At 29.0% G+C, this 25,124-nt stretch carries 19 protein-coding genes; 4 read left to right on the top strand and 15 right to left on the bottom strand.

Annotated features, from left to right (window positions below; translation table 11 throughout):
- Positions 1-25: 25 nt before the first annotated feature.
- Positions 26-1,282 (bottom strand): glycosyltransferase, encoded by a 1,257-nt coding sequence (locus tag T483_RS0104665; RefSeq protein ID WP_026885792.1) that lies wholly within the window; start codon positions 1,280-1,282, stop codon positions 26-28.
- A gap of 416 nt (positions 1,283-1,698) precedes the next feature.
- On the opposite strand from T483_RS0104665, the gene wecB reads away from it, so the two are divergent.
- Positions 1,699-2,763 carry a non-hydrolyzing UDP-N-acetylglucosamine 2-epimerase gene (gene wecB, locus T483_RS0104660; RefSeq protein WP_026885791.1) on the top strand — a complete coding sequence of 355 codons (1,065 nt, stop codon included), beginning with the start codon at positions 1,699-1,701 and terminating at the stop codon, positions 2,761-2,763.
- A gap of 148 nt (positions 2,764-2,911) precedes the next feature.
- Here wecB and T483_RS0104655 read toward each other — a convergent pair whose 3' ends face one another.
- From T483_RS0104655 to T483_RS0104640, 4 genes are all read right to left on the bottom strand, one after another.
- Positions 2,912-4,417 carry an O-antigen ligase family protein gene (locus tag T483_RS0104655; protein WP_026885790.1) on the bottom strand — a complete coding sequence of 502 codons (1,506 nt, stop codon included), beginning with the start codon at positions 4,415-4,417 and terminating at the stop codon, positions 2,912-2,914.
- Between the two features lie 2 nt (positions 4,418-4,419).
- On the bottom strand, positions 4,420-6,285 hold the full coding sequence (locus T483_RS0104650) for a polysaccharide biosynthesis protein (RefSeq protein ID WP_026885789.1): 1,866 nt from the start codon (positions 6,283-6,285) through the stop codon (positions 4,420-4,422).
- A 54-nt stretch (positions 6,286-6,339) separates the two neighbouring features.
- Complete coding sequence (locus T483_RS0104645) at positions 6,340-7,323, bottom strand: glycosyltransferase family 2 protein (RefSeq protein WP_026885788.1); 984 nt, start codon at positions 7,321-7,323, stop codon at positions 6,340-6,342.
- Between the two features lie 853 nt (positions 7,324-8,176).
- Positions 8,177-9,025 carry a LicD family protein gene (locus T483_RS0104640; RefSeq protein WP_026885787.1) on the bottom strand — a complete coding sequence of 283 codons (849 nt, stop codon included), beginning with the start codon at positions 9,023-9,025 and terminating at the stop codon, positions 8,177-8,179.
- Between the two features lie 211 nt (positions 9,026-9,236).
- Here T483_RS0104640 and T483_RS0104635 point away from each other — a divergent pair, with 211 nt between their 5' ends.
- Together T483_RS0104635 and T483_RS0104630 are read left to right on the top strand one after the other, a co-directional pair.
- Positions 9,237-10,205, top strand: a complete 969-nt coding sequence (locus tag T483_RS0104635; RefSeq protein ID WP_026885786.1) for a glycosyltransferase family 2 protein — start codon at positions 9,237-9,239, stop codon at positions 10,203-10,205.
- A 316-nt stretch (positions 10,206-10,521) separates the two neighbouring features.
- On the top strand, positions 10,522-12,360 hold the full coding sequence (locus T483_RS0104630; protein ID WP_026885785.1) for an MBL fold metallo-hydrolase: 1,839 nt from the start codon (positions 10,522-10,524) through the stop codon (positions 12,358-12,360).
- 118 nt (positions 12,361-12,478) lie between these two features.
- On the opposite strand, the gene T483_RS0104625 is transcribed toward T483_RS0104630, so the two are convergent.
- The 7 genes from T483_RS0104625 to T483_RS0104595 form a co-directional block, all read right to left on the bottom strand.
- Positions 12,479-13,807: a PTS sugar transporter subunit IIC gene (locus tag T483_RS0104625; protein WP_026885784.1), complete on the bottom strand. Its 1,329-nt coding sequence runs from the start codon at positions 13,805-13,807 to the stop codon at positions 12,479-12,481.
- 87 nt (positions 13,808-13,894) lie between these two features.
- The gene (locus T483_RS0104620; protein WP_026885783.1) at positions 13,895-14,203 is read right to left on the bottom strand and encodes a PTS sugar transporter subunit IIB; all 309 of its coding nucleotides are present in this window, start codon (positions 14,201-14,203) and stop codon (positions 13,895-13,897) included.
- Between the two features lie 80 nt (positions 14,204-14,283).
- Entirely contained in the window at positions 14,284-14,604 is a 321-nt protein-coding gene (locus tag T483_RS0104615; protein ID WP_017211270.1) for a PTS lactose/cellobiose transporter subunit IIA, read from the bottom strand.
- Between the two features lie 477 nt (positions 14,605-15,081).
- On the bottom strand, positions 15,082-15,306 hold the full coding sequence (locus tag T483_RS0104610; protein WP_026885782.1) for a hypothetical protein: 225 nt from the start codon (positions 15,304-15,306) through the stop codon (positions 15,082-15,084).
- Between the two features lie 256 nt (positions 15,307-15,562).
- Entirely contained in the window at positions 15,563-16,903 is a 1,341-nt protein-coding gene (locus T483_RS0104605) for a PTS sugar transporter subunit IIC (protein ID WP_026885781.1), read from the bottom strand.
- 279 nt (positions 16,904-17,182) lie between these two features.
- On the bottom strand, positions 17,183-17,494 hold the full coding sequence (locus T483_RS0104600) for a PTS sugar transporter subunit IIB (protein WP_012060794.1): 312 nt from the start codon (positions 17,492-17,494) through the stop codon (positions 17,183-17,185).
- Positions 17,495-17,646: 152 nt separating this feature from the next.
- Positions 17,647-17,967 carry a PTS lactose/cellobiose transporter subunit IIA gene (locus tag T483_RS0104595; protein WP_026885780.1) on the bottom strand — a complete coding sequence of 107 codons (321 nt, stop codon included), beginning with the start codon at positions 17,965-17,967 and terminating at the stop codon, positions 17,647-17,649.
- 568 nt (positions 17,968-18,535) lie between these two features.
- Between T483_RS0104595 and T483_RS0104590 the strand changes: the two genes are divergently transcribed.
- Entirely contained in the window at positions 18,536-21,223 is a 2,688-nt protein-coding gene (locus T483_RS0104590) for a sigma 54-interacting transcriptional regulator (RefSeq protein ID WP_026885779.1), read from the top strand.
- A gap of 56 nt (positions 21,224-21,279) precedes the next feature.
- On the opposite strand, the gene T483_RS0104585 is transcribed toward T483_RS0104590, so the two are convergent.
- The 3 genes from T483_RS0104585 to T483_RS0104575 all read right to left on the bottom strand — a co-directional run.
- A complete protein-coding gene (locus T483_RS0104585) occupies positions 21,280-22,029 on the bottom strand; it encodes a MurR/RpiR family transcriptional regulator (protein ID WP_026885778.1) in 750 nt (249 codons plus the stop codon).
- 343 nt (positions 22,030-22,372) lie between these two features.
- Positions 22,373-23,785 (bottom strand): glycoside hydrolase family 1 protein, encoded by a 1,413-nt coding sequence (locus T483_RS0104580; protein WP_026885777.1) that lies wholly within the window; start codon positions 23,783-23,785, stop codon positions 22,373-22,375.
- 438 nt (positions 23,786-24,223) lie between these two features.
- A partial coding sequence (locus T483_RS0104575) for a transketolase-like TK C-terminal-containing protein (protein WP_026885776.1) occupies positions 24,224-25,124 on the bottom strand: 901 nt, incomplete at its 5' end.

The raw sequence follows: 25,124 nt of genomic DNA, 5'->3' as shown, positions 1-25,124 counted from the left end.
ATAAGTCAGAACTTTTTAATTGATTTTATTTAACCGCTCTAATTTCGTGTGCAAATTTTCTAAAATTACTATCTGCGCAAAAATTTTCAATCCAAAGAGAACGGCATCTATCACGAATTTTTTGTTTTTCTTCTTCTGATATTTTTACCATATACTTAATTTTGCTTCCAAGTTCCTCCGGGTTAAAATCCTTATCCAACAAAAATCCGGTTTCTCCCTCTTTAACAATCTCAGCTGTACCGCCTACATTAGTTGCAATCGTTGGTATTGAAAAAGAACATGCTTCCATGATGCTAACCGGTAATCCTTCTGAGCTGCTTGTGTTTATAAATAGATCTACTGATTCATTTTTATAATACTCCATTAACTCAGAATTTTTGACACCACCTGGAAAATTGGTCTCCATAAAATTCAGATTTTCTCTTGCATACTCCTTAATTTGATCCAAACCATCTCCCGCTCCAAAATGTGTCCATTTTAGGTTTAATCCTGAATCCTTCAATGTTGCCAGTGATTTTGCCAATAGATCTATACGCTTTACTGGTGAAACATGACAACAACTCACAATTCTATATATTAAATCTTTTGATCCTTGTGAGGTGCCATAATCTTTTGTTCCAAGATATGCAGTTTTAATTTTAGCTGAATAATCTGGATAAAGTTTCTTTAGATAATTACTTCCATCGTCTGAACATGGATATACCGCATCTAAATTTCTTAGGAAATAATATCTAAGTGGTATATAATTCATTGAGTTTTCATTAGCATAAAGATCATATCTATGTGTCCGACTTACAACTTTTGTAATCTTTTTCCCATAAAGTTCTTTAAGTTTTATTGCCGCCAAAGCAATATCATATAGCCAATAACTATATAAAGTTATACCATCATATTCATCCATATTATATTTTTTAATGATTTCCAAAACTTCTTTTAAAACACTGTTTGCTTTTGCTGTAAAATATGTTAAATAAGCTTTCTTTTTTATGGAACCACTAATAGTATTACGTTCTTCTTTATCTACACATCCATTATAATTATAAAATGGAAATAGCTTCACAGCACTAATAGGTAAACTATGCTTTATTTTTGAAGCCTTAATTTTATGTACTTCAAAGTTACTAGGAATACTTCTTGTTTGTACTGCATCATCAGCTACACTAGTCGCTATCAATATTACTTTTTCAAAAGCTTCAGAAAGCATTTTTATTTCGCCTTCTATAAATTCTTCTCCTTTATCAAAAGGAAAAACTTTAGTTAAAAGTACTAAACAGTTTTTCATCTTTTTCCCTCCAGAGTCATAATCAGTATAAGAATAACATATGAAATACTTCATTTCAACAATATAGATATAAGCTTTTACTTTTAATATCACCCATATTATTTCATTTATGAATTTTATATGATAAAATAACGTTATCTGATGTCTAACCGCTATAACACTTATTCTTTATGGGAGACTCTTCTTTCAAAGTAAAATGAGTGATCACAGAGTAAGCGACCACAATCAAATCATAGATGCTCACAGAGTACGATCGCATCGGAACCCCCTAGACATTGTGATAATTATTGTTATGAGTTTAACTAATATTTAGATTGAGATAACTCCCATCTCAAATAGATTTCGCTTGATATTTATTTATACGTAAATATAAATAATTCACAAATAAATACCCAAAATTTAAGGAGGCCTATTATATGAAAGTATTAACTGTTATAGGTGCAAGACCACAGTTCATTAAAGCCGCAACAGTATCTAATAAAATTAGAAGAAATGGAAACAGTGAAATTTTAGTACACACAGGGCAGCATTATGATAATAATATGTCCGACATATTCTTTGAGGAGCTTGGAATTCCAAAGCCAGATTATAATTTAAACATTGGTTCATCTAATCATGGACATCAAACTGGCAGCATGTTAATCTCTCTTGAAGAAATATACTTGAAAGAAAAGCCAGATATGGTTTTAGTTTATGGAGATACAAATTCAACTCTTGCCGGTAGTCTATGTGCAAGCAAATTATTGATTCCTGTAGCACACGTTGAAGCCGGTCTTAGAAGTTTCAATAAGGCTATGCCTGAAGAGCAAAATAGAATATTAACAGATCATATATCTGATTTACTTTTTACACCTACTTTAACTGCTTTAAATAACTTAAAAGATGAAAATATTACAAAAGGTGTTCATAATGTCGGTGATGTAATGTATGATGCAATAAATCTCTTTAAAGAAAGAGCTAAAGATATATCAACAATACTTAACAAACTTGATTTAGCACCAAATAGTTATATACTTTCAACAATACATCGTGCTGAAAACACTAACAGTATTGAAAGGTTATCTTCGATCATTACTGCCTTAAATAACTCTGGTAAGAGAATCATACTTCCATTACATCCTAGAACAAAGAAATTTATCGAAACTTATGATTTACATGTCGGAGAAAATATAAGAATTATTGATCCCGTAGGATATTTAGATATGATTTCTCTTCAAGAAAATTCTCAAAAGATAGTTACAGACAGCGGCGGAGTTCAAAAAGAAGCCTACTTCTTAAAGAAACCATGTATAACTATGAGAGATGAAACTGAGTGGGTTGAAACTGTGAATAATGGTTGGAACGTTATAGTTGGAAGCAATTCTGATAAAATAATGGATGCTATAGAAAGTTTCAATCCAACGGGTACTCCTGCTTCTGCATTTGGAAATGGAGACAGTTCTTCAATAATTACAGGAATTCTAGAAAAATATTTAGGATAAGTACACATACACTAAACGACCAAGATATAAATATACTTTAATAACTAGAAATAAGCAAAAAAATGGAAGGCATCCCTTCCATTTTTTATTTAACAATAAATGTTAGTCTCTATATTATGCTTTAACTTATAATCACTCGTATTCTCCATTATATAACTCTATATTCTTTCATTGAAGATGATGATGTCGGTTTGTATTCGCTACTTTCCTTTTTATAAACTTGTATACATGCTACTGCAAACCCCATAAGCATCCAATATGAAAATACATACGTTATAGAACTCGGTCCAAAACTTGCTGGTGCAAACGCTATAAGCCCTGTTGCAGCTGCAAAGCACATGGCACTTTTTTTCTTTATCCCAATAATTATATTTTGAATCAATAAATATAAATAGTATATACCATAAAGTGCTAACCCTGGTAATCCAAAGTCACCAAGAATCTCTATTGGATAGCAATGTGGACTATATATATTTCCTGTATTTCCTTGATCCTTAATATACTGTTCAACATTTCCTACTCCATAACCTAGATAATGTCTCTCTTTTATTGTACCTCTTAATACATCGCTTACTATTGTCCATCTAACATTAAGAGATCCTTCTCCTCCCTCGTGAATTTCAGAATCCTCTAAAGCATTAAGCTTATCTGCAAGACCATTCTTCTTCTGCTCCTGACCAGATTCTGTCTGAGCAATATTCATTATCATATAACTATATTTAAATGCTCCAAAAAGAGAAATAACTAAAATTAATGGGCATAATATTCCCTTCAATCCTATCCTTTTTATATTTGCAACTGAGTAGATTAAATAAACTACAACTCCAAATGCAGCAGCTGCAAAACCTGTTCTTGATGTTATTATTGAAATTAGCGAAAAAGCAATAATTGAAGCAATTATACAAACTATCTTAAAAAGCATATTTTCAACTTTGTATATTGCATAAAACCCAATTGGTAACAGCATCGCAAGTGTAGCAGATAAATTATTTGGATTAAATGAAAATGCTATAGGTCTTGCATGTATCAAGTCTTGATCACCTTTTGGTAAGAATTCAATAAATGCATCAGCATAATGTTTAACTGGCAGCTGTCTTCCAAGAATAACCTCTATAAAACCAATCAATATTATAAGTAAAATTAGCGATAATAATATAGTAATTGTTTTTTTAATTCTTTCTCTATTAATGTTATATACCATCATGTTTACAATAAACGCAAACATCATCAAGTAGATAGCTATATATTTTATTGACAGGCTTTTGTTTAACGACCATGCTATACTAACACACATATATATAAACCAAAGCACATATATTGCTAGTACTTTTCTATCCAAATCCATTAAAATTTGTCTGTCTTTAAATATTCTAAACAATGACATAAGTGTAAATATGCCTAAAACTATATGAAATAGATATACACTTTGTACTCTTGGTACATATAATGTGTAATCATAAAATGCAGAAATTAAAAGCAGCGTATAGAACATATTATATAAATCTTTATCTTTAAGAATAAAAACCACTAATATTACTACTGTCAATATGTACATTATAGATACTAGATAACTTCCATTTGCTATTCCTAAAACTCCACTAATAGCAAATATAATAGCTAAAAATATATTTCTAATTACGTCTTCTCTCGTCATTATTACTCCTTATCTGCATTTTCTGCAGCCACTTCATCTTCATTTTTATAATGATATGTTGGAACTATCTTTTGCATTTGATGCTTAATCTCTGATATATCGTTAAGCCCCAATAAATTTTGTAATTGTTCCAGCTTAATTGTTAAGCTATTCATATCTTCAAATGTTGGTTTACCTACATATATTTTATTGTGAACTGTATTTTCCAAGCCTTCTTCACTCATTAAAAGTTCTTCATATAGCTTTTCTCCTGGTCTAAGGCCTGTAACTACAATTTTTATATCCCTATTGGGTTCAAGTCCCGAAAGTCTTATCAAATCACATGCTAAGTCATAAATTTTAACTGGTTTTCCCATATCTAATACAAAAACTTCTCCACCTCTTGCAAAAGCACCGGCTTGAAGTACTAACTGTGCTGCCTCTGGAATTAACATAAAATATCTAATAATCTTTTTATGAGTTACAGTTACAGGGCCACCATTAGCAATTTGTCTTTTGAATAATGGTATTACTGATCCATTACTTCCAAGTACATTTCCAAATCTAACCGCAACAAATTCTGTCCTAGACTGCTTATCCATGGCTTGAATGATCATTTCACATAATCTTTTTGTTGCTCCCATAATATTAGTTGGGTTAACAGCTTTATCTGTTGAAATCATAACGAATCTTTCTACTTTAGCATCACTTGCTTCTAATGCTAAATTCAAAGTTCCAAAAACATTGTTTTTTATAGCTTCCTTAGGACTATCTTCCATTAAAGGCACATGTTTATGTGCGGCTGCATGGAATACCACATTTACTTTATATTTTGTGAATATTTCATGAAGTCTCTTTCTATCCCTAACTGACCCTATTAATACAGTGAGATTCATGTCTGGGAACTCTTCTCTAAGTTCATTTTGTATATCATATACATTGTTTTCATAAATATCAAATATTATAAGTCTTTTAGGATTATATACAGAAATTTGCCTGCAAAGTTCTGAACCTATTGATCCTCCCCCTCCAGTTACTAATATAGTCTTTCCTTCTATATAATCTGAAATTCCTTTATTATCAAGTTGAATAGGATCTCTTCCAAGCAAATCTTCCAAATCAACATCTTTTATTCTACTAACCGTAGCATCTCCACTTAATATTTCGTACATTCCAGGTATTATTTGAAGTTTACAATTGGTATTCTTACATATTTCAATTATTTCTGCTTTATTTTTAGCATCAAGAGATGGAATTGCAATTAATATTAGATCTATTTCCTGCTCTCCAACTATATAAGGTATATCGTATCTATTTCCTTCTATTTTTACACCTGATATTCTTTTTCCAAGTTTACTTTTATCATCATCTATAAGAACTATTGGATTATACTTTAGTTCTCTTCTTGCCATCATTTCATTAATAATCATAGTTCCAGCCGAACCAGCCCCAACTATCATTACTCTTCTTTGATCCGATGAGTATTTAAATGGTATGTACAAAAGCGTTCTTCTATATACTCTATATAGTATTCTATATCCTAATACAAAGAAAATACTTAAAAGTATTCCGACAACACAAACATTTAAAGGTATCGTATTACCAAAGGTACTTCTAGTGTACCCAATAGATAATATTCCTGCTAAAATATTTCCACCAACACCTAACAAAAACTCGTCAGTACCAGTTAAATGCCATAGACTTTCATACATTTTAAACAAGTAAAAACAGACTAAATATATCAGACTCAAAGCTATACAATCGTGAGTATATATTTTCGCAATTTCTGTAAAAGTTCCACTTTGTGTTATATTTATTGAGAAAAGATATGCCATATTAACCATAAACATATCGATTATCATAACTATAAAAGTCTTCCAATTCTTCACTATACTTCCCCTCCTACTTCAGAGATTTTCACTAAAATGTCCTAATTTAAATTATTATCTTACTTTATCTAAAACTTTTATTAATAATTTAGGACAAGATAGCATTCCCTTACATTGAATAGAATATCTAAAATTATTTCTATCCAATTTTTGCATTTTATAATTCTTTAAATATTTTCTTACATCATCTTTATTTAAAAACTTAAAAAGTTCCTCATGGAAATTTGAATCCTTACCTAATACTGAAAAAACATGTGATATTGAATAAGGTATTTTAAATTCAACTAAAAAACTTTTTATTTTATTTAAGCTTTCATCATTTTTTATATCATTTAATAGATCAATATATGAATAATAGCAATCCAAATGCTTCAATGATACATTTTGGGTCACTGAATTTCCCCATATAACATAAAAAGCCAATACTTCATTTACACTTATTACTTTTTTTGCATATAACAATGCCTTTACAACAAAGACCATATCTTCTCCATATTTTCTTTTACTATCAAATAAAAGATTATTGTCTTGTATAATAGAAGATTTATATATAGCACTTCTCATTCCTATTGTTATATCATCTTTTAACTGCATAAGAGCTGCTTCTTTCCCGCTAATGAAATCATTTAAATAGTTAGTTCTATTTTGAACCAGTATATTTCCTTTAGCATCAACCTCACTATAATCGCAGAAAACTATCTCACATTTAGTTTCTTCAGCTTTTTCATACATGCGTTCAACAAATTTATGATCAATATAATCATCTGAATCTAAAAAAGTTATGTATTCTCCACTAGCTTCTTTTATTCCTCTGTTTCTTGCCGCACTAACACCCGAATTTTTTTGAGTTATGATTTTATAATTTATACTTGAATTCTCAAGTAACTCTCTTGCTATATCAATACTTTTATCTTTTGACCCATCATCTATAAGTAAAAGTTCAAAATCTTTGCAAGTTTGATTCATAACAGATTTAATACTTCTTTCAATACATTCTTCTACATTATAAACAGGAGTAATGATAGACACTTTTACCAAAACTATTCGCTCCTTTTATTTAATCATATTCAGAAAATAATAAGTAAACATATTAGTCTATTTTATGCCATAACTTACTATAATATTGGGCTAATAGACCTTGTGAATATAATATACTCTCTTGTCTTAAAGAATATATATAATAAGCTTATTATTTTTTTGCATCCATTATAGATATCCAACATACAACTTAGACTTATATTGTAACTTACCAAAATTATAAATATTTTGATCTAAAAAAACTATGAAAATATCTTTATGTAATAAGTCAACTCTTTAAATTAAATATCTATATATTAATTTAGAAAATATAAAATCACTTCTATATTTAAATACTATACCACCAAATAACTTTAAACTTTTCAACACTACTTGAATTATACTAGTATTGATGTTCATATGCAATATTAAGCCATTTTCTTAAGTAAATTTTCATTTTCATTCATCGTATAGATAAACAATATCTAACTTAGAATTATGCAATAATCCACCGAAAGGAGAAACATTGTTATTTCACAGGACTATGAAAATTTCGCTGAAAGTGCTAAATTGCAGGTTACACCACTAATGCTTGCTCCCAATTTCATTGTGACAAGCATTAGTGAAACAACCTACAGTTAAGAACTTTTAACAGCTCATTTTCAATGCCTGCTGCATATTATGACCCTTGAGGTTATAAAAATGTTTCTGCTTTCTAGTATGATATTTGATATTTATTGCAAAGTATAAATCAAATTCTTAAGTTTTTTATCCATAAGTAAAAACACTCCTATTTAAATAAATACTTTTACTACTTTGAATGATTGTACATTCTTGTACTTCTTTAAAATATATCATTGTAGAATGAAAATTCCTATTTAGTATTTTTTAACTTTTTTATTATTCTGGCATGCCATACTCTGTCTTCTTCTTTCGGAAGTGTCATATAATCACCATATAATTGTGTTAAAACAGCATGATAATTCCTAGGCGCATTAAAATAATCTCCTTCGAATTCAACTTTTATCAAATCAAAAAAGTCCTCTTTTTTATATATGTACTGACTCCATACTGTATCCAATCCATATCCCATATATTTTGAATTTTTATCATTCCATTTAACTAAGAAATTAAATAATTTCTGTCTTCTTTTTGTTGTAAAAATATTTGATACAATATTATAAATAAAATATGTAATCCTATTTTTCAATGTAAGCTTTTCAGGTTTTTCTCTAATTCTTATGAAGCTTCTTAAGACAAAATTACTTATTTTTCTTTGAATATTATATATCCATCTTTTTTTAGGAAGACTATCATAAGGTAAAATATCTATAAATAAGCCATTATGCATTTTTTCATTTTCTGCAATTTTATCTTCAATAAAAAGTGTATTATTATATCTTATTTTGCATGGAACTTGATAAATATCATAATTAGGATCATTTTCATGAGTCTGCAAAAACAAATGATCAGGCAATTCATCATTAACTACACTTAAAAATTTATTGTAATCCTCTCTAAGCATTCCAATGTCAATATCATCATCCCATGGTATAAATCCTTTATGCCTAACTGCTCCTATAAGTGTTCCCGCATCTAAAAAATATCTAATATTATGTTTATCACAAATTTTCTTTACATCTTTTAAAATACTTGCCATTATTAACTGGGCATCTCTTAAATCTAAATCTTCATAATTTGAATAATTAGTATTATTGTTCATCTTTTTCTCCTTTAATACATATCTACCTTTTATTATATCAATGTAGGCATAAAACTCAATAATACATATTAAATATTGACTTTTAATTTTCTAATATAATAGCTACTACAGATTGTTAATTCTAAATTATGTCTTAATATGTTATAATTTATTACAGCTTAACCATCTATAGAGCAAATTTTAACCTTAGTAAAAGATTGGAGAATATATTATGGAAAATACTAAAGATTTAATTAGTGTTATTGTGCCTGTTTATAATGTTGAAAAATATTTACCTCAATGTATAGATAGCATTTTAAATCAAACTGAAAAGAATCTTGAAATTATTTTAGTTGATGATGGTTCATTGGATAATTCCGGAAAGATATGTGATGAATTCTCTAAAAAGGATGATAGAATAGTTGTTATACATAAGAAAAATAATGGTCTAAGTTCTGCTAGAAATGCTGGTCTTGAGATAGCTAAAGGAAACTATATTGGCTTCGTAGATAGCGATGACTGGTTAGATAAAAGTATGTATGAAATTTTGTTAAAATTATTGAAAGAAAATAATTCTGATATTTCATGTTGCGATTTTTTAAAAACAGCTAATAGCGATGGCTCAATACCTCATATAGATAATGAGATCATTAACTCTTACAATAATATCGAAAGCCTAAATAACTTCTATAATGACTTATATACACAAACAGTAGTAGCTTGGAATAAACTCTATAAACGAGAACTCTTTAAAGATATTTCTTATCCTGTAGGCAAAATTCATGAGGATGAAGGCACTACATATAAATTATATTATAAAGCTAATAAAATTACTTATACTAATAGGCCTTTATACTATTATAGGATCACTCCTAACAGTATAACTACTAGTAAATTTAATAAAAAGAGATTAGATATAATAGATGTTTACGATGAAAAAGTTAAGTTCATTAAAAATATAAGTAATGAAGAAATCTATTCAAAAACATTAAAATGGTACTTATTTAAACTTATAAATTGTTATTTTGAATGTTCTAATAATATCGAAAATAATACTGAATATTTAACCTTAATTAACCAAAAAGTATCAGAAATATATAAATCTTATATTCAAAGTAATAAAAAACAACTTCACTGGATAATTTTATTTTCTATATTTAAAATCAATCCTAAATTATATAAAATGCTATTAAGAAGTTAAAAGATAACAAGAGAATTATGCTATTCATATTTTGTTTTGTTCAATACATAGTAGAGAAAATAACAAGTCTAAAATGCCATGTATATTTTGTGTTATACACCTAAGGATCTATATCCACATAGAAAACTATTAGGTTAATCTTCGTACGAAACATAATGCAAAATAAACTAACATATTGACTTGTTATTTTTCTATTGCCTCTAAGAATTTTTTCTTAATTTTACATAATACGGAGTAAGTCCCGATAGTTGGCTTAAAATTTGCTTGATTATGTGTTATAATATTTTGTATTGAATTTAAGGAGTGTTAAAAGATAATGATGACAAAATATTTTAAAAGTTTTATACTATTCTTTCTAATCTGTTTATCTTTTCATATTTTTACAGAAACAATAGTATATGCTGAACAGCAAACAAATGAAATTTCTCAAAAAACAAATGAAGCAACTTTACATAATTCAACAAATGAAGATTCTTCAAAAAATACTAATAAAAATAGCAGTACAAGCATTTCAAACAAAGAATCAGAAAAAGATCCTCAAAAAAATACAGATAATAATAACAATGGAACTGCTGTACCGAATAAGCAAGAAGAATCTATTCCATATGGATGGAAAACTATTGATTCTAAAAAGCACTATATAGTTAGTAATAAAATTCTAGAGAAAACTGGATGGTTCATGGAGAAAGATGTTAATCCTGATATAACTTCTAAAGATAAAGGCTATGATGATAAATATTATCTAGATAGTGATTTTTCAGTAGTAATTGGCTGGAAAGAAATCGATGGAACTTGGTATTACTTCAATAAAGATGGAATACTGCAAACTGGATGGGTTTATGACAATAATATCTACTATACAGATAAGAACGGTGCCATGCAAACTGGATGGCAAAAAATAAATGGATATAATTATTACTTCGATCAATACGGTCATATGGCTACACACAAAACATTAATAGATGATAATTGGTATTTCTTTAACGATCAAGGACAACTTCAAAAAGGTTTTTACTATTATAATAATAAAGAATATTATTCCGATGATAAAGGAATAATTGTTCTAAATACTTGGGTTAATTCTAGAACTCACAAATATTATATAAAATCTGATGGTTCCGTTGCCACTGGAAAGCTTTATTTAAACGGAATTATGGAGAACTTTGATTCAAATGGTTATTATGAAGGTTCAGATAAAAATGACAAAGATTATTTATTTGTACGACATTTAAATGTAGGTAATGCTGACTGTGCATTTATAAGATTACCTAGTGGAGAGACTGTTTTAATAGATACTGGTGATACAACAACTAGCAAAACATTAATAGACTTTTTAAATAGTCAAAACCTAAAAAAAGACTTTTTCAAATCTACTACTAGTAGTAGTGTACAAGCTGTTGAATCTAACACTAGCAAAACTTCTAATGGAAAAGGAGTTGTAGATTACGTAGTGCTTACACATCCTCACTCAGATCACATTGGTGGAGTGATTGATTTGCTTAAAAACTTTAATGTCGGAAAAATATTAGTTCCAAAATACTTTGAAATGAAAGACTTTACAAGTATGAAGGATACTACTTCTAGTTCCAGCGAAAAAGAAATTATGAAACATGATTATGAAGTATATACAGCAACAATGGATGCTATAAAGAAAAGCGGAGTACCTTTAGTCACAGATGAACCAAAATCATATATAGACAGCGAAAATATTTTACAATTTGTTCATGCTGATAAAAATTATCCAAGCTTTGAAGCAACTAATCCTTACCAAGAATACACATTGCTAAACAATAACTCTGCACTTGTTTATTTGAATTATCATGATCTTCAAGAATTATTTGCTGCAGATATTGAATGGGGTGCAGAAAATGACTTTATTAGCAGAAAAGCCTTAGACGGAAAAGAAGTTGATGTATTAAAGGTTCCTCATCATGGAAATCCAACATCTTCATCGTATCCGTTTATTGGATATGTTAAACCAACTGTCGGAATAATTTCTAGAGCTAAGGAATCTATTAGCACTACTAATGAATCTTACAATGTTTTAACTACATGTGGTGTTAACATATATGAGACAAGCAGTAATGCTGATGGAATTTCAGTATATTCTACTAAAGATAATTGGAATGTGGAACCAGCAAATAGTAAATCTTAATATTAACTCAAATTCTAAAAAAGCTTATCATTTGTACTTTTTTACAAATGATAAGCTTAAATTCTAATTACCTAAAGTTTTAATCTTTCCTTGTCATAATAATATTATTTAATAATTCTTATACCTGAATATTATCACCATGTTGAGCTGCCAATTCATTTTTTAGGTTTATACTATCTTGTCTCTTAAAGAATGGAAGGTAAACAAAGAATGACATCACTAATACTAATAACTGTAAAAATGCTGTTCTAACTCCACCTGTCAAAAGTCCTGATATTGGTGCTGGAGTTGTCCAAGGAACCATTACCCCGCCAAATGGTGGAACTATTCCTGTTAATATTGCAAAATAAAGTATTGTGCCTGATAGCATTGGAGTAATTATAAATGGAATTGCCATAAATGGATTCATTACTATTGGTGTTCCAAATGTAATTGGTTCATTTATATTAAATATTCCTGGTACTATTGCGAGTTTTCCTAGTTGTTTGCATTGTGCTGATTTTGCAAAAAATAACATACATATTACTAAACCTATTGTCATACCTGATCCTGTTACTGTCATAAATTGATCAAGAAATTGCTGTGTTACTATATGAGCTCCATTTGCTATTGATAATTCTTTTCCGCTTGTAACTATAGCTGCATTATCTAAGGTATTTGATTGTAATATTCCTGACATTACACCACTTACTATTGTTGCTCCATGAACGCCAAACCACCATAAGAATGGAATTAAAAATCCCATTACTAAAACTCCACCTAATGAGTCTGTCATACCTTGTAATGGTGTTTGAAGTACTTTATATATCCATTCAATAAATGTTGTTTGTAATCCCCATTTAAATATCATATAAACTATTGTTGCTCCAAGCACTATAACTGCTGCTGGTATTAATGCTGCAAACGAATTCACAACTCCCTGTGGTACTCCATCAGGCATCTTTATTGTAATCTTATTTGCCATAAACCATGAGTAAACTGCTCCAACTATTAATCCTATTATAATTGCAGTAACCATTCCCTTTCCACCACACCATGCTGTTGGTATGACATCACCTACTGTTTCTCCGCTTTTAGTAGTTACTGAAGAGCTAGTTGTTAATATAAATACTACAAATGATATTATTCCTGCTGATAAAGGTTCATGACCTTCATTTTTAGCATAAGTGTATGCTATTCCTATTGTTGCAACAAGTGCTATCATGTTAAAAGTTGCTCCATTTGCTTTAAACAGTGGGTCAGTCCATCCTGCACCTAATGTAACATTTAGCCAATCATTTAACGGTTGGTATGGTAATTGCGCTAGTAATAAAAATACCGATCCTACCAAAGTTAATGGTAAAGTGAATAAAATACCGTCTTTTAATGCAACAACTCCCTTTAAACCAACAAACTTCATAACTATTGGCAATACTTTTTCGTTTAAAGTTGTCCCAGATGATGACATAATAATTCCTCCTTAAAAATTAGTAAATATAAGTTAACACGGTTTATTAAATAATTTATAAAAAATGGTATTGTAAAAACTTTTTAACTATTTTCCTGCTAGCTTCAAGGCAAAGTCTAAAACTTTTTGCCCATTCATCATTCCATAGTCAACCATTGGTATAACATCCACAGGTATTCCTTTAGGTTCACATATCTTTTTTGCTTTGTTCAATGTATATCCAACTTGCGGACCCAATAATGCAACATCAACTCCCTCTATATTTTTATCCATTTGACTTTCTGGAAAAGCTTCAATATCTACATCTACCCCCTTATTCTTAGCCGCCTCCTTCATTTTGTTTACTAAAAGACTTGTTGACATTCCTGCTGCGCAAAATAATCTAATTATTACCATGGTTCATTCCTCCTAAAATATAAATTTATTTATATAAACTTTGAATAAGTGTCCTTATGAAATTTTAATCTCTTTGTTAATTATTTAACCAACGTATTTACCACTTTTCTTAGTTCGATTATTTGTTCAATTAAGTTTTTCTCTGTTATTGCTGTCATTAGATGATCTTGTGCATGTACAAACAAAACTGACATGTCAATCTTTTCACCATTTGCTTCTTTATGAAGGAACATTGTTTGCCCATCATGTGCTTTTGCTAATGCATCATTTGCTAATTGCATTTCCTTATCAGCTTCTTCGTATTTTCCTTCATTTACATTGTTAAGTGCCATATACGCATGATTTTTACAATCTCCAGCGTTTATTATAATGTTCATTATTGCCATTTCTAACTCTTCCACTCTACACTCCCCCATTCAACGTCTTTTAGAATATTTTTCCTTTTACACTATTGCATAGCATAAATTGTGCCAAACACTATTCTGCTTTTTAGTAGACATTATTTTAAATATATTAATATTATCTATATTAATCCTAACCCTAGATTTTTAAAAACGTTTACAAGGGATTTTATGTATTCAAATTATGATTAACATTTTATATGTTTACTTAATATAATCACTATCTAATATAAGAGTTTGATTATTCTTATTAGCGTTTTGGTAATATTGCCCAGTGTTTAGATGAAAGTATATGATTGTTATTAGTGTTTGAACACTTCCAAGAACTGTTTAATCACTAAATTTATTTTAATCATTAAAAAATAATTTCTACAACTAGAAATGAAGTAAATTATATAGGAATAATAAAAAGCACCTTCTTAACTATAAGAAAATGCTTTTTATTTACAATATAAATAATTAAATTATATCTAATTTTTATTGTACACTAACTCCAAAATATAATACTTTTCCAAGTTCAGTATCTTTTATTGATTGTTTTGCAATTGTAGCCGCATTTTGTTGATCACTAAGGCTGCACTCAAAAAGTATCTTAATCCCTTCTTTTCTAACAAATTTAAATACTTTCTCATTCTCAACTTCAATGTTTTCTACTATATTTATTATATCGTCTTGTCTTAATGCACAGTTTATTAATATCATCTTTCTACCTCACTCCTATTTAATCTTTTGAAAAAATAACTTTATCTTAATTTGATTTCTAATAATTCTTTCTTATACTTTGATTATTAACATATTATATCATTTATTTTTCAGAATTATACTGAGTAAACTCTAACATTTCAATTATTTTCTCATTGTGCTTCTGCTACTACAGAAATCATAATTCCAATAATTAAAAATGTTAGAGTTTTTAAATTTATTTTAATTTGTTAATAATAGGGCTAATTAATTTTATTTATGCTTGAGCACTATTTTCATGTTTTTGTGCTGCTAATTCATCAGCATATGACATAGCATCAACTTTCTTAAAGAATGGGAAGTATATTGCCATTCCAATAAGTAGGAATACTAATTGAGCTATAGCATAACTAGGACCACCAATTATTAATCCTGAGAATACTGCTGGAACTGTCCAAGGTGGTAATGCTCCACCCATTGGTGCAAGTATACCTGTTGCAATTGCTAAATAAAGTAATATTGCATTTACTACTGGAGTAAGTATAAATGGTACACCCATTATTGGGTTCATTACTACTGGAGTACCAAATAATACTGGTTCATTAATATTAAACAAGTTAGCTGGAAGTGCTAGTCTACCTAATTGTTTATATTGAGCAGATTTTGCAAGTACTAATAATAATATAGTAAATCCAAGTGTTTGACCACTACCTGCTAAGTTAATAAAGTTATCATAGAATTGTTGGGTTACTATATGAGCTCCGTGAGCAAGATCTAAAGTCCCTGCTTCTTGTAATTTAGCATTAGCTGCAGTATTGGCAGTTAATAAAGCACCTACCATACCTGATACTGTCATACCTCCATGAATTCCGAAGAACCATAGGAATGGAACAGCAAAAGCAATAAGTATAGCTCCTGGAAGTGAATCTGATGCAGCTTGTAATGGTGTTTGAACAACTTTATATATAATTTCTACAAAAGAAGTATTGAATCCAAACTTACATACCGCATATACAACAGTTGCACCTATAAATATAACTGTAGCTGGAATTAATGCTGAGAATGCATTAACAACACCTTGAGGTACACCTTCTGGCATCTTGATTGTAATATTTTTCTTTACCATTGCGCAATAAACAAATGAAACAACTAAACTTACAATAATTGCAGTAATCATACCTGATCCACCAGTCCAGTCTTGTGGAATAACTCCGCCAACTTGAATTGGAGTTGCATCAGGTGTAACTTTAAACATAACAAAATCATTTGTTACAGTTAGGAATACACTTAAAGCAATTACTGCTGGTGAAAAAGGTTCAAGACCTTCATTTTTACAATATACATAAGTCATACCTATAACAGCTACCACTGCCATAATACCCATTGTTGAATGCTGTAATTTAAATAATGGATCATTCCAACCTGGTCCAAAAGCGCTAGCCATACCATCTGTAAATGCCTTTACTGGGAAGCAAGCAATTAATAAGAATATAGATCCAACAATATTTAATGGTAAAGTAAATAACATACCATCTTTTAATGCTTGAACACCTTTAAGATTAACGAATTTCATTACCGCTGGTACTACTTTTTCGTTCAGTGTTTGATTGAGTGACATAATAAATTTCCCCCTTATAACTAAATTGTGATTATAATATGAATAATTACAAATAAAAATTTGCTATTATTACTTATAAACTTACATATTTATTTTTTTCCTATAATTGTTGTTAAAGGTTTTCTTTTCTCATATGAAATATGAATATAAGTTAACCGATTAGATATATTTTTATATGTGCATTTGTATTTTTACCAAATTACGTAAAATTACAAATGCAGTTTATTTTTGCAAATTATTTCTTATTGGTTAAGTTTATACAAATAATTAATTTTTCAATTATTTATTTTTTGCAAGATTTAATGCTAGATCTAAAACTTTAGCTCCATTCATCATTCCATAATCAACCATTGGTATTACTTCTACTGGAATGCCATGTGGTTCGCAAAGTTTCTTTGCTTTTCCTAAAGTATATCCTACTTGTGGTCCAAGTAATGCAACATCCATACTATCTAAATGTCTATCCATTTGAGATTCTGGAAATGCTATAATTTCTGCATCAACACCTTTAGCTTTAGCTGCCTCCTTCATCTTATTAACTAAAACACTTGTTGACATTCCTGATGCACAGAATAATTTGATTGTAACCATATTTCTTCCTCCTTGATTTAACTTTTATAAATTTTAATATGTTCTATATCTTTATATAGTTTTGTGTTAATTTTAAAGTTACTTGTGAATTTTATTTTTATAGTATTTACAAAATAAAGCTTGTCTTATTTGCTCTTACAAGTCTCAATTTGTTATTTTACTAAAGTGTTTACAATTTTTCTTAACTCTATAATTTGTTCAATAAGATTCTTTTCTGATATAGATGTCATTAAATGATCTTGTGCATGAACAAACAAAACTGATAACTCTACTTTTTCTCCAGAAGCTTCTTTTTGAAGCATTTCTGTTTGTGCATCATGCGCTTTTCCTAACGCATCATTTGCTAGTTGCATTTCATTTTCAGCTTCTTCATACTTACCTTCGTTTACTAAATTAAGAGCCATATAAGCATGATTTTTACAATCTCCTGCATTGATTATAATATTCATTATTGCCATTTCTAATTGATCCATTTGTACTCCTCCTCCAATTTATCCGGTAGCTGGCATCCGTAATACCTTCCATAATATAGTTAACGGCTACATGCTCCTGGATAAGTCAAACTAAAATTCAGAAGATATATTAAACTCCAACTGAATAAAGTTTTACTTGATGCTTTATTGCTTCATGCCAATATATATAGCAATACCTGTGCCAAACACTACTAAATATTTAAATTTTTTTCTAATTTTTTTGCTGTTTAAATTTTATATACTATCAGATCACTCCTATATATCAACTCTTATAAGCAAAATAGATAATATAATTTCATTTAAAGGTTATATCATTTTTACAATAAAAGTTATATATTTTATTTATTTTATGATATGTGTTTACTTAATTCACATAGTGTTTTATAATTATATATAGTGTTTGATTAATCTTAAAACTGTATGCAAACACTAAATAAACAATGTTTTGTTATAATAAATAGCTTTACTATAATAGTCAATTTACCATAATGTTTTCAGCATAATGCACGAAAATGTTTAATCTATTTATAGTGGCTATAATATTTTTATTTATATAGGAGGACATATAATGGCTAAAAAAGATTTAATTTACCAAAAACTTCTCCAGCTTAATTCTCCAGATGGGATAGACACAAAAACACTGGCTCCTCTAGTTAATATGACTAGAGCTAACTTAAGCCATGAACTAAATGAACTTTGTAAAGAAGGTAAATTGTATAAATCCTCTGGTAGACCAGTATTATTTTTTCTTTCTGAAAATAAGATTCAAAGCAATGAATCTCAGTTAGATTTGTTAGCTAAAAATAATATTTCTCTTAAAGATTCTGTGGAACAGGCTAAAGCAGCTATACTATATCCACCTAAGGGTATGAATTGTTTAATATTAGGTGCTACTGGTGTAGGAAAGTCTATGTTCGCATCTCTTATGCACAATTATGCATTGGAAATGAAGGTAAAAACAGAAGATTCTCCTTTTATAGTGTTTAACTGTGCAGATTATACTAATAACCCACAACTATTAACTTCTCAACTTTTTGGTGTAAAAAAAGGTGCGTATACTGGAGCTGAATCTGACAAAGTCGGATTAATAGAACAGGCTGATGGTGGTATTTTATTTTTAGATGAGATTCACAGATTGCCACCTGAAGGGCAGGAAGCTCTATTCATATTTTTAGATACAGGTACTTTTAGACGTATTGGGGATTCAGAAACCAGAAAATCAGATGTATTAATAATTTCAGCTACAACAGAGGACCCAAATTCTGCTTTATTAAACACATTTACAAGAAGAATTCCTCTTGTTATTAATATTCCTTCTCTTAAAGAAAGAACTTTAGATGAAAGATTATTTTTAATTAAAAGTTTCTTCAAATATGAAAGTATCCGTTTAAATAAAGAGATTTATGTATCTTTAAACTCTCTTAGAGCATTACTTTCTTATGATTGTCCTAATAATATAGGTCAGTTGAAAAGCGACGTTCAGCTACTTTGTGCAAAAGCATACTCTGAATACTTAACTAATATACGACGTGACGTAAGAATCCATAGTAAAATACTGCCTCCTTATATTAAAGAAGGTCTTTATAAAGAAAAAGAACACAGAGTTTTATGGAATAAACTTATGAGTGAAGAAATTGAATATTTTAGATTTAATGGTTCTAATGAAGATACAAACACTATCTTTAATAATGGAGATAATACTATTTACGATTTTATAGAAAGTAAACTTGAAAAGCTTAAGTCTTTAGAAATTTCAGATATTGATATTGAGAACATTCTTGAGAAAGATATAGCCAAACATTTCAATAAAAATAACTCTGAAGTTTCCGAAGAAACAAGCAAACAAAACTTATTAACCATTATTGATGAAGATACATTAAAATGTATTGATAGTATAGTAAGTCATATAACTCGAAAGCTTCCTGTAATTTTTGATAGTAATTTATATACGGCTTTTGCTCTGCATATCAACACATTAATTAATAGAATAAATAGTGACAAAATAATAATAAACACTAATTTAAATAGAATAAAAGATCTTTATCCTTCTGAATTTGCTGTTGCACTAGAGATTAAGGAGATCATAGAAAACACTATTAATAAATCAATTCCAATAGATGAAGCTGGATACTTAACATTATTCTTGATACCAGATAATACTTTTAACGATAAATCTCAAGATAAAGTGAAAGTTATCCTAATTGCCCATGGTGAATCAACTGCCACTTCAATGGCTGATGTTTCTAACAGACTACTTGGAGAAAACTATATAATTCCAATAAATGCTCCAATAGATGTTGCTCCATCAAAAGTATTAGAAAGCCTTAAGATTGGTATTCAGGACAATCCAACTTCTGCTGGCTATCTCTTATTAGTAGATATGGGGTCTTTAACAACTTTTGCAGATGTTATAAAAAAGGAATTTCAAGTAGACATTAAAGTGATATCTCTTGTTTCAACTTTACATGTTTTAGAAGCAGCACGAAAAGCACTAATTGGATCATCACTAGATGAAATATATAATGACGTTCTTATGGTAAATTCTTATGTAGAAATACATAAAAATATAAGTAATCCTTCTAGCGATTCTGATAAAGTTTTAATAGTAACTGCCTGCTTAACTGGTGAGGGAGCTGCTATTGCAATTAAAAACTTCTTACTAAGTAATCTTAGATTAGATAAAGATTATTTTGAAGTCGTTTGTCTAAACTGCTTAGATAAAAAATACTTCAAGCAAAAAATAATTAATCTTCAAGAAAAAAATGAGGTACTTTTTATAGTTTCATCTTTTCCTGTAGATTCACCTATAAAACAATATACAATGTACGAAGTATTTAACATGAATGTATTAAAAGAATTACAAAGTATAATTGATTCAAAATTAACTATGATTAATCTACCTAAAATTATAAAGGAAAATATATATAATATAGATGGTGTTGAACTTTATAAAGATGTAACCCTATTTTTAAATATATTACAAGAGAAACTCTTAATTAAATTATCTGATGAAAATATGGTTGGTGTTATTCTCCATTTGTCATTTGTAATAGGACGATTAAGAAATGAAGATAATCCAGCTGTTTATCCTGAAAAAGAGAAATATATAGAAGAAAGTATTAATCTATATAATATACTAAAAGAAAATTTAATCTTCATAACTAATAAATATAAAGTTGAAATATCAGATGATGAAATATGCTATTTGATGAATCTTTTATCAAATTCAGCACCTGAATTACAAAGTAAATTTTAATACAAATATATCCCTATAAAAGAATAAACATATTCTTTTATAGGGATATTAAAGTTTTACTTAGAATAATCAGAAGAATCTACTATAAACTTATTATGTAACCTCTTTCCCATACTTTCAATAATATATAATACAGGTATTTGTGTTGTTATATCACTAATTCCTAATCTTTCTTGTTGGACATAATACGATATATTAAGATCTGATATTTTCGATATTGTACAGTTTTCACTATTTGTTATGCTTACAAGCGTAGTATTTTCTCTTTTTATGTTACTTATATAGTCAATAACAGTACGTGTTTCACCTGAAACTGACATTGCTATTATTATTGAATCTTCATATAGCTTATAATTTCTTGGAAAATACGGATCATCGATATACATAGAAAACTTACCAATTGATGAAAAATATCTAGCTGCATATTTACACAGTATTCCGGATGTTCCCGTTCCTATAAATACTACATTTCTTGCTTTCTTTATTAAATCGCAGAGTACGTTTAATTTTCTATCAAGCTCGCTATTATCTAATTTTTTGAAAAAATCAACTATTATCGATGTATCATTATTTACTTTAGTACTTTCATTTTCTTCAAGATACAATTTTAATTTCACTTTAAATTCCGAATACCCTTCACAATTCAACTTTTTACAAAACCTTAATATAGTTGTTGTTGAGACGTGTGCTTCATCAGCTAATTCTCTAATTCTCATATAAACAACTTTTTCAATATTCTTCATTATATATCTATATAGGGACAACTCTAAATCGTTTAAACTCTGGATAATTTCATAATTAAACATAATTTAATCAACCTCTTCCTTTATAACTAGCTTTTTTACATTCACACATACTTGAATATATTGTTATCTTAAAATTTAAAACACTATACTAGTTAGCCTTTTATGACTTTGTGGATACTATAATTTATCTTCGTTATATTATCAATCAAAGTTCTTTTAATTTAAGTATACAGTATTTGAAAAAAACTTTTAAGGCTATGTTTGTAAAAATTCCTTCCAGCTATATTATAAAAGCAAAATATACCAAAGTGAAATTTCTTACACTTTGGTATATTTCATTTATATTAGTATCTATTTTTTTAATACTATTATTCTATTCTAATATTATATTAATTATATTTGACTAAATTTCTTCTCCATTAGTTTCGATGACTTTTTTATACCAGAAGAAACTCTTCTTTCTTATTCTTCTTAAATCCTTAAGATCAAATTCATCTCTATTTACATATATAAAGCCATATCTCTTCTTAAAACCTTGGTGAGTACTTATAAGATCTATAGCTGACCATGGACAATATCCAATCAAATCTACTCCATCAGTTATAGCAAGTCTAGCCTGTTGAATATGTTTTCTTAAATAATCAATTCTATAATCATCATTTATAGTATCATTTTCTTCAACATTATCATAAGCACCTAATCCATTTTCAGTAATTATTATAGGTAAATTATATCTTTCATAAACTTCCCTTAAAGTATTTCTAAATCCTATAGGATCAATCTCCCATCCAAATTGAGTTTTCTCCAAGTTCGGATTAGAAGTTCCTTTGTAAATACCTAAATCTCCTACAGCAATTTGTTGATCTCCACCTTGACTTGAAACTTCTTTATCATCAATCTTACTTTCCTCTGCTGTTCCTGTACAATAATAATTAAATGCTATGAAATCTGGATTTCCACCTTTTAATATTTCCATATCTCCATCTTCAATAGTTGGCTCGATTCCTTTTTCAACCATATAGCTCCAAGCTATTGGATTATACCTACCGTGTACGGCCATATCTAAGTATAACCAATTCCTTATAGATGATTGGTTACTAGCTGCTAATATATCTTCTGGTCTTGAACTTGCTGGATATATTGAACTTATATTAGGTGCAGGCCCTATTTTCGCTTTTGGGCACATACTATGACATAACTTCATTGTTTGCGCTTGTGCAATCATCATATGATGATTTTGTTTATACAATTCTTTTTCAATATTTTCTACTCCATCATTTACAGTTCCAATTGCCCCTCCATGAAGTATCATCATATTTTGTTCATTTATTGTAAGCCAATATTTAACCCTATCACCGAAGTTTTCAAACAATACTTTTGCATAATTTACAAATGCATCAGCAGTCTCTCTATTTGACCAACCGCCTTCTCTTTGAAGAGCATCTGGCAAATCGAAATGATACATAGTAACTAGCGGTTCTATTCCGTATGATAATAGTTCATTGATTAAATTGTTATAAAATTCAATTCCTTTAGGATTTAAATCTCCTACTCCATTTGGTATTATTCTAGTCCATGCAATTGAAAAACGATAAGTCTTAAATCCCATTTCCGCAAATAATGCTACATCTTCTTTGTAATGGTGATAGTGGTCACTAGACACTTTGAAATCAGGTGTTCCTGGAACTGGGTCCTTTGTATCCTGAACTGATAGTCCCTTTCCATCTTCATTATAAGCACCTTCTACCTGATAAGCTGATGTTGAAGCTCCCCATAAAAAATCCTCTGGGAAATCTTTTAATTTCTTATGAAACATATAAAACCCTCCATTGCACATTATCTTTTTATTATTCATACAAATTCTTTAATAATAATAAATTCATTCCTACCTATGAATTCAATATACCATAGACTGTAACTAGTTTATATGCTTTTTATAATTTAGGAACACATACCACTTTTTAGGTATTTGTTTTTTCAGAAAACAAGCTGTTTTTAAAAAAGCTACCATAGGTAAAAAATACTTTCTTTACCAGTAGCAGCTTCATTAATAACATATTTAAATATTGCAATTGAGTTTCTAAATTTTAATCTTAATCGATTATTTAACTTGATGTAATCTTAAAATAAATTTGCGATTACAACATGCATATTCATATATTCACTTATACAATTTTCTTAATTCATACACTTTTAATCTAAATATTCTTTCTATATCTACTTATCTATATTTATTAATATTTTAAGGTTAAATCTATTTTCCTACAACTTTAGTTGCTTTTTTTACAACATTTTCTACAGTAAATCCAAATTTCTCAAATAGAATTTCTGCTTTACCTGATGCTCCAAATGTATCTAATGAAATAACATCTCCATCAAGACCTACATATTTGTGCCATCCAAAGCTTGTTAATGCTTCTACTGCAACTCTAGCTCTAACTGATCTTGGCATTACTGATTCTTTATATGCTTCATCTTGAGCATCAAATAACTCAAATGATGGCATACTTATAACTCTTGCATCTATTCCTTTAGCTTTTAATTCAGCTGCTGCTTTATAGATTAATTCTACTTCTGAACCTGATGCCATTAAAAGTACATCTGGAGTTTCTTTCTTCGAATCTTTTAATATATATCCTCCCTTTAATGCTCTCTTAGGGCATCCATCATATAGTGGTAACTTTTGTCTTGTTAATACTAATGATGTTGGAGTAGTTCCATTAGTTACTGCATAATACCATGCTGCTGCAGTTTCCTTAGAATCCGCTGGCCTAAATACTGTCATATTTGGCATACTTCTAAGAGCTGCTAATTGTTCTATTGGTTCATGAGTTGGTCCATCTTCCCCTACTCCAATACTATCATGTGTTAATACATAAGCTACTGGAAGATTCATAAGAGCTGATAATCTCATAGCACCCTTCATGTAATCACTGAATACAAAGAATGTTGCACAGAATACTTTAAGTCCACCATGAGCATACATTCCGTTAGCGATAGCTGCCATAGCATGTTCTCTAACTCCAAAGTGAAGGTTTGATCCACTTCTATCTTCTGCTGAGAAATCTCCTCTATCGTTCATATGAGTTTTGTTAGATGGAGCTAAATCTGCTGATCCTCCAATAAAGTTTGGAATTAGTTTAGCCAATCTATTT

It is taken from the genome of Clostridium beijerinckii HUN142 (assembly GCF_000621745.1).
Taxonomy (GTDB): Bacteria; Bacillota; Clostridia; order Clostridiales; family Clostridiaceae; genus Clostridium; species Clostridium beijerinckii_A.
Note: the sequence above shows the minus strand (reverse complement) of the source record. Positions and strands in the feature narration are given on the sequence as shown.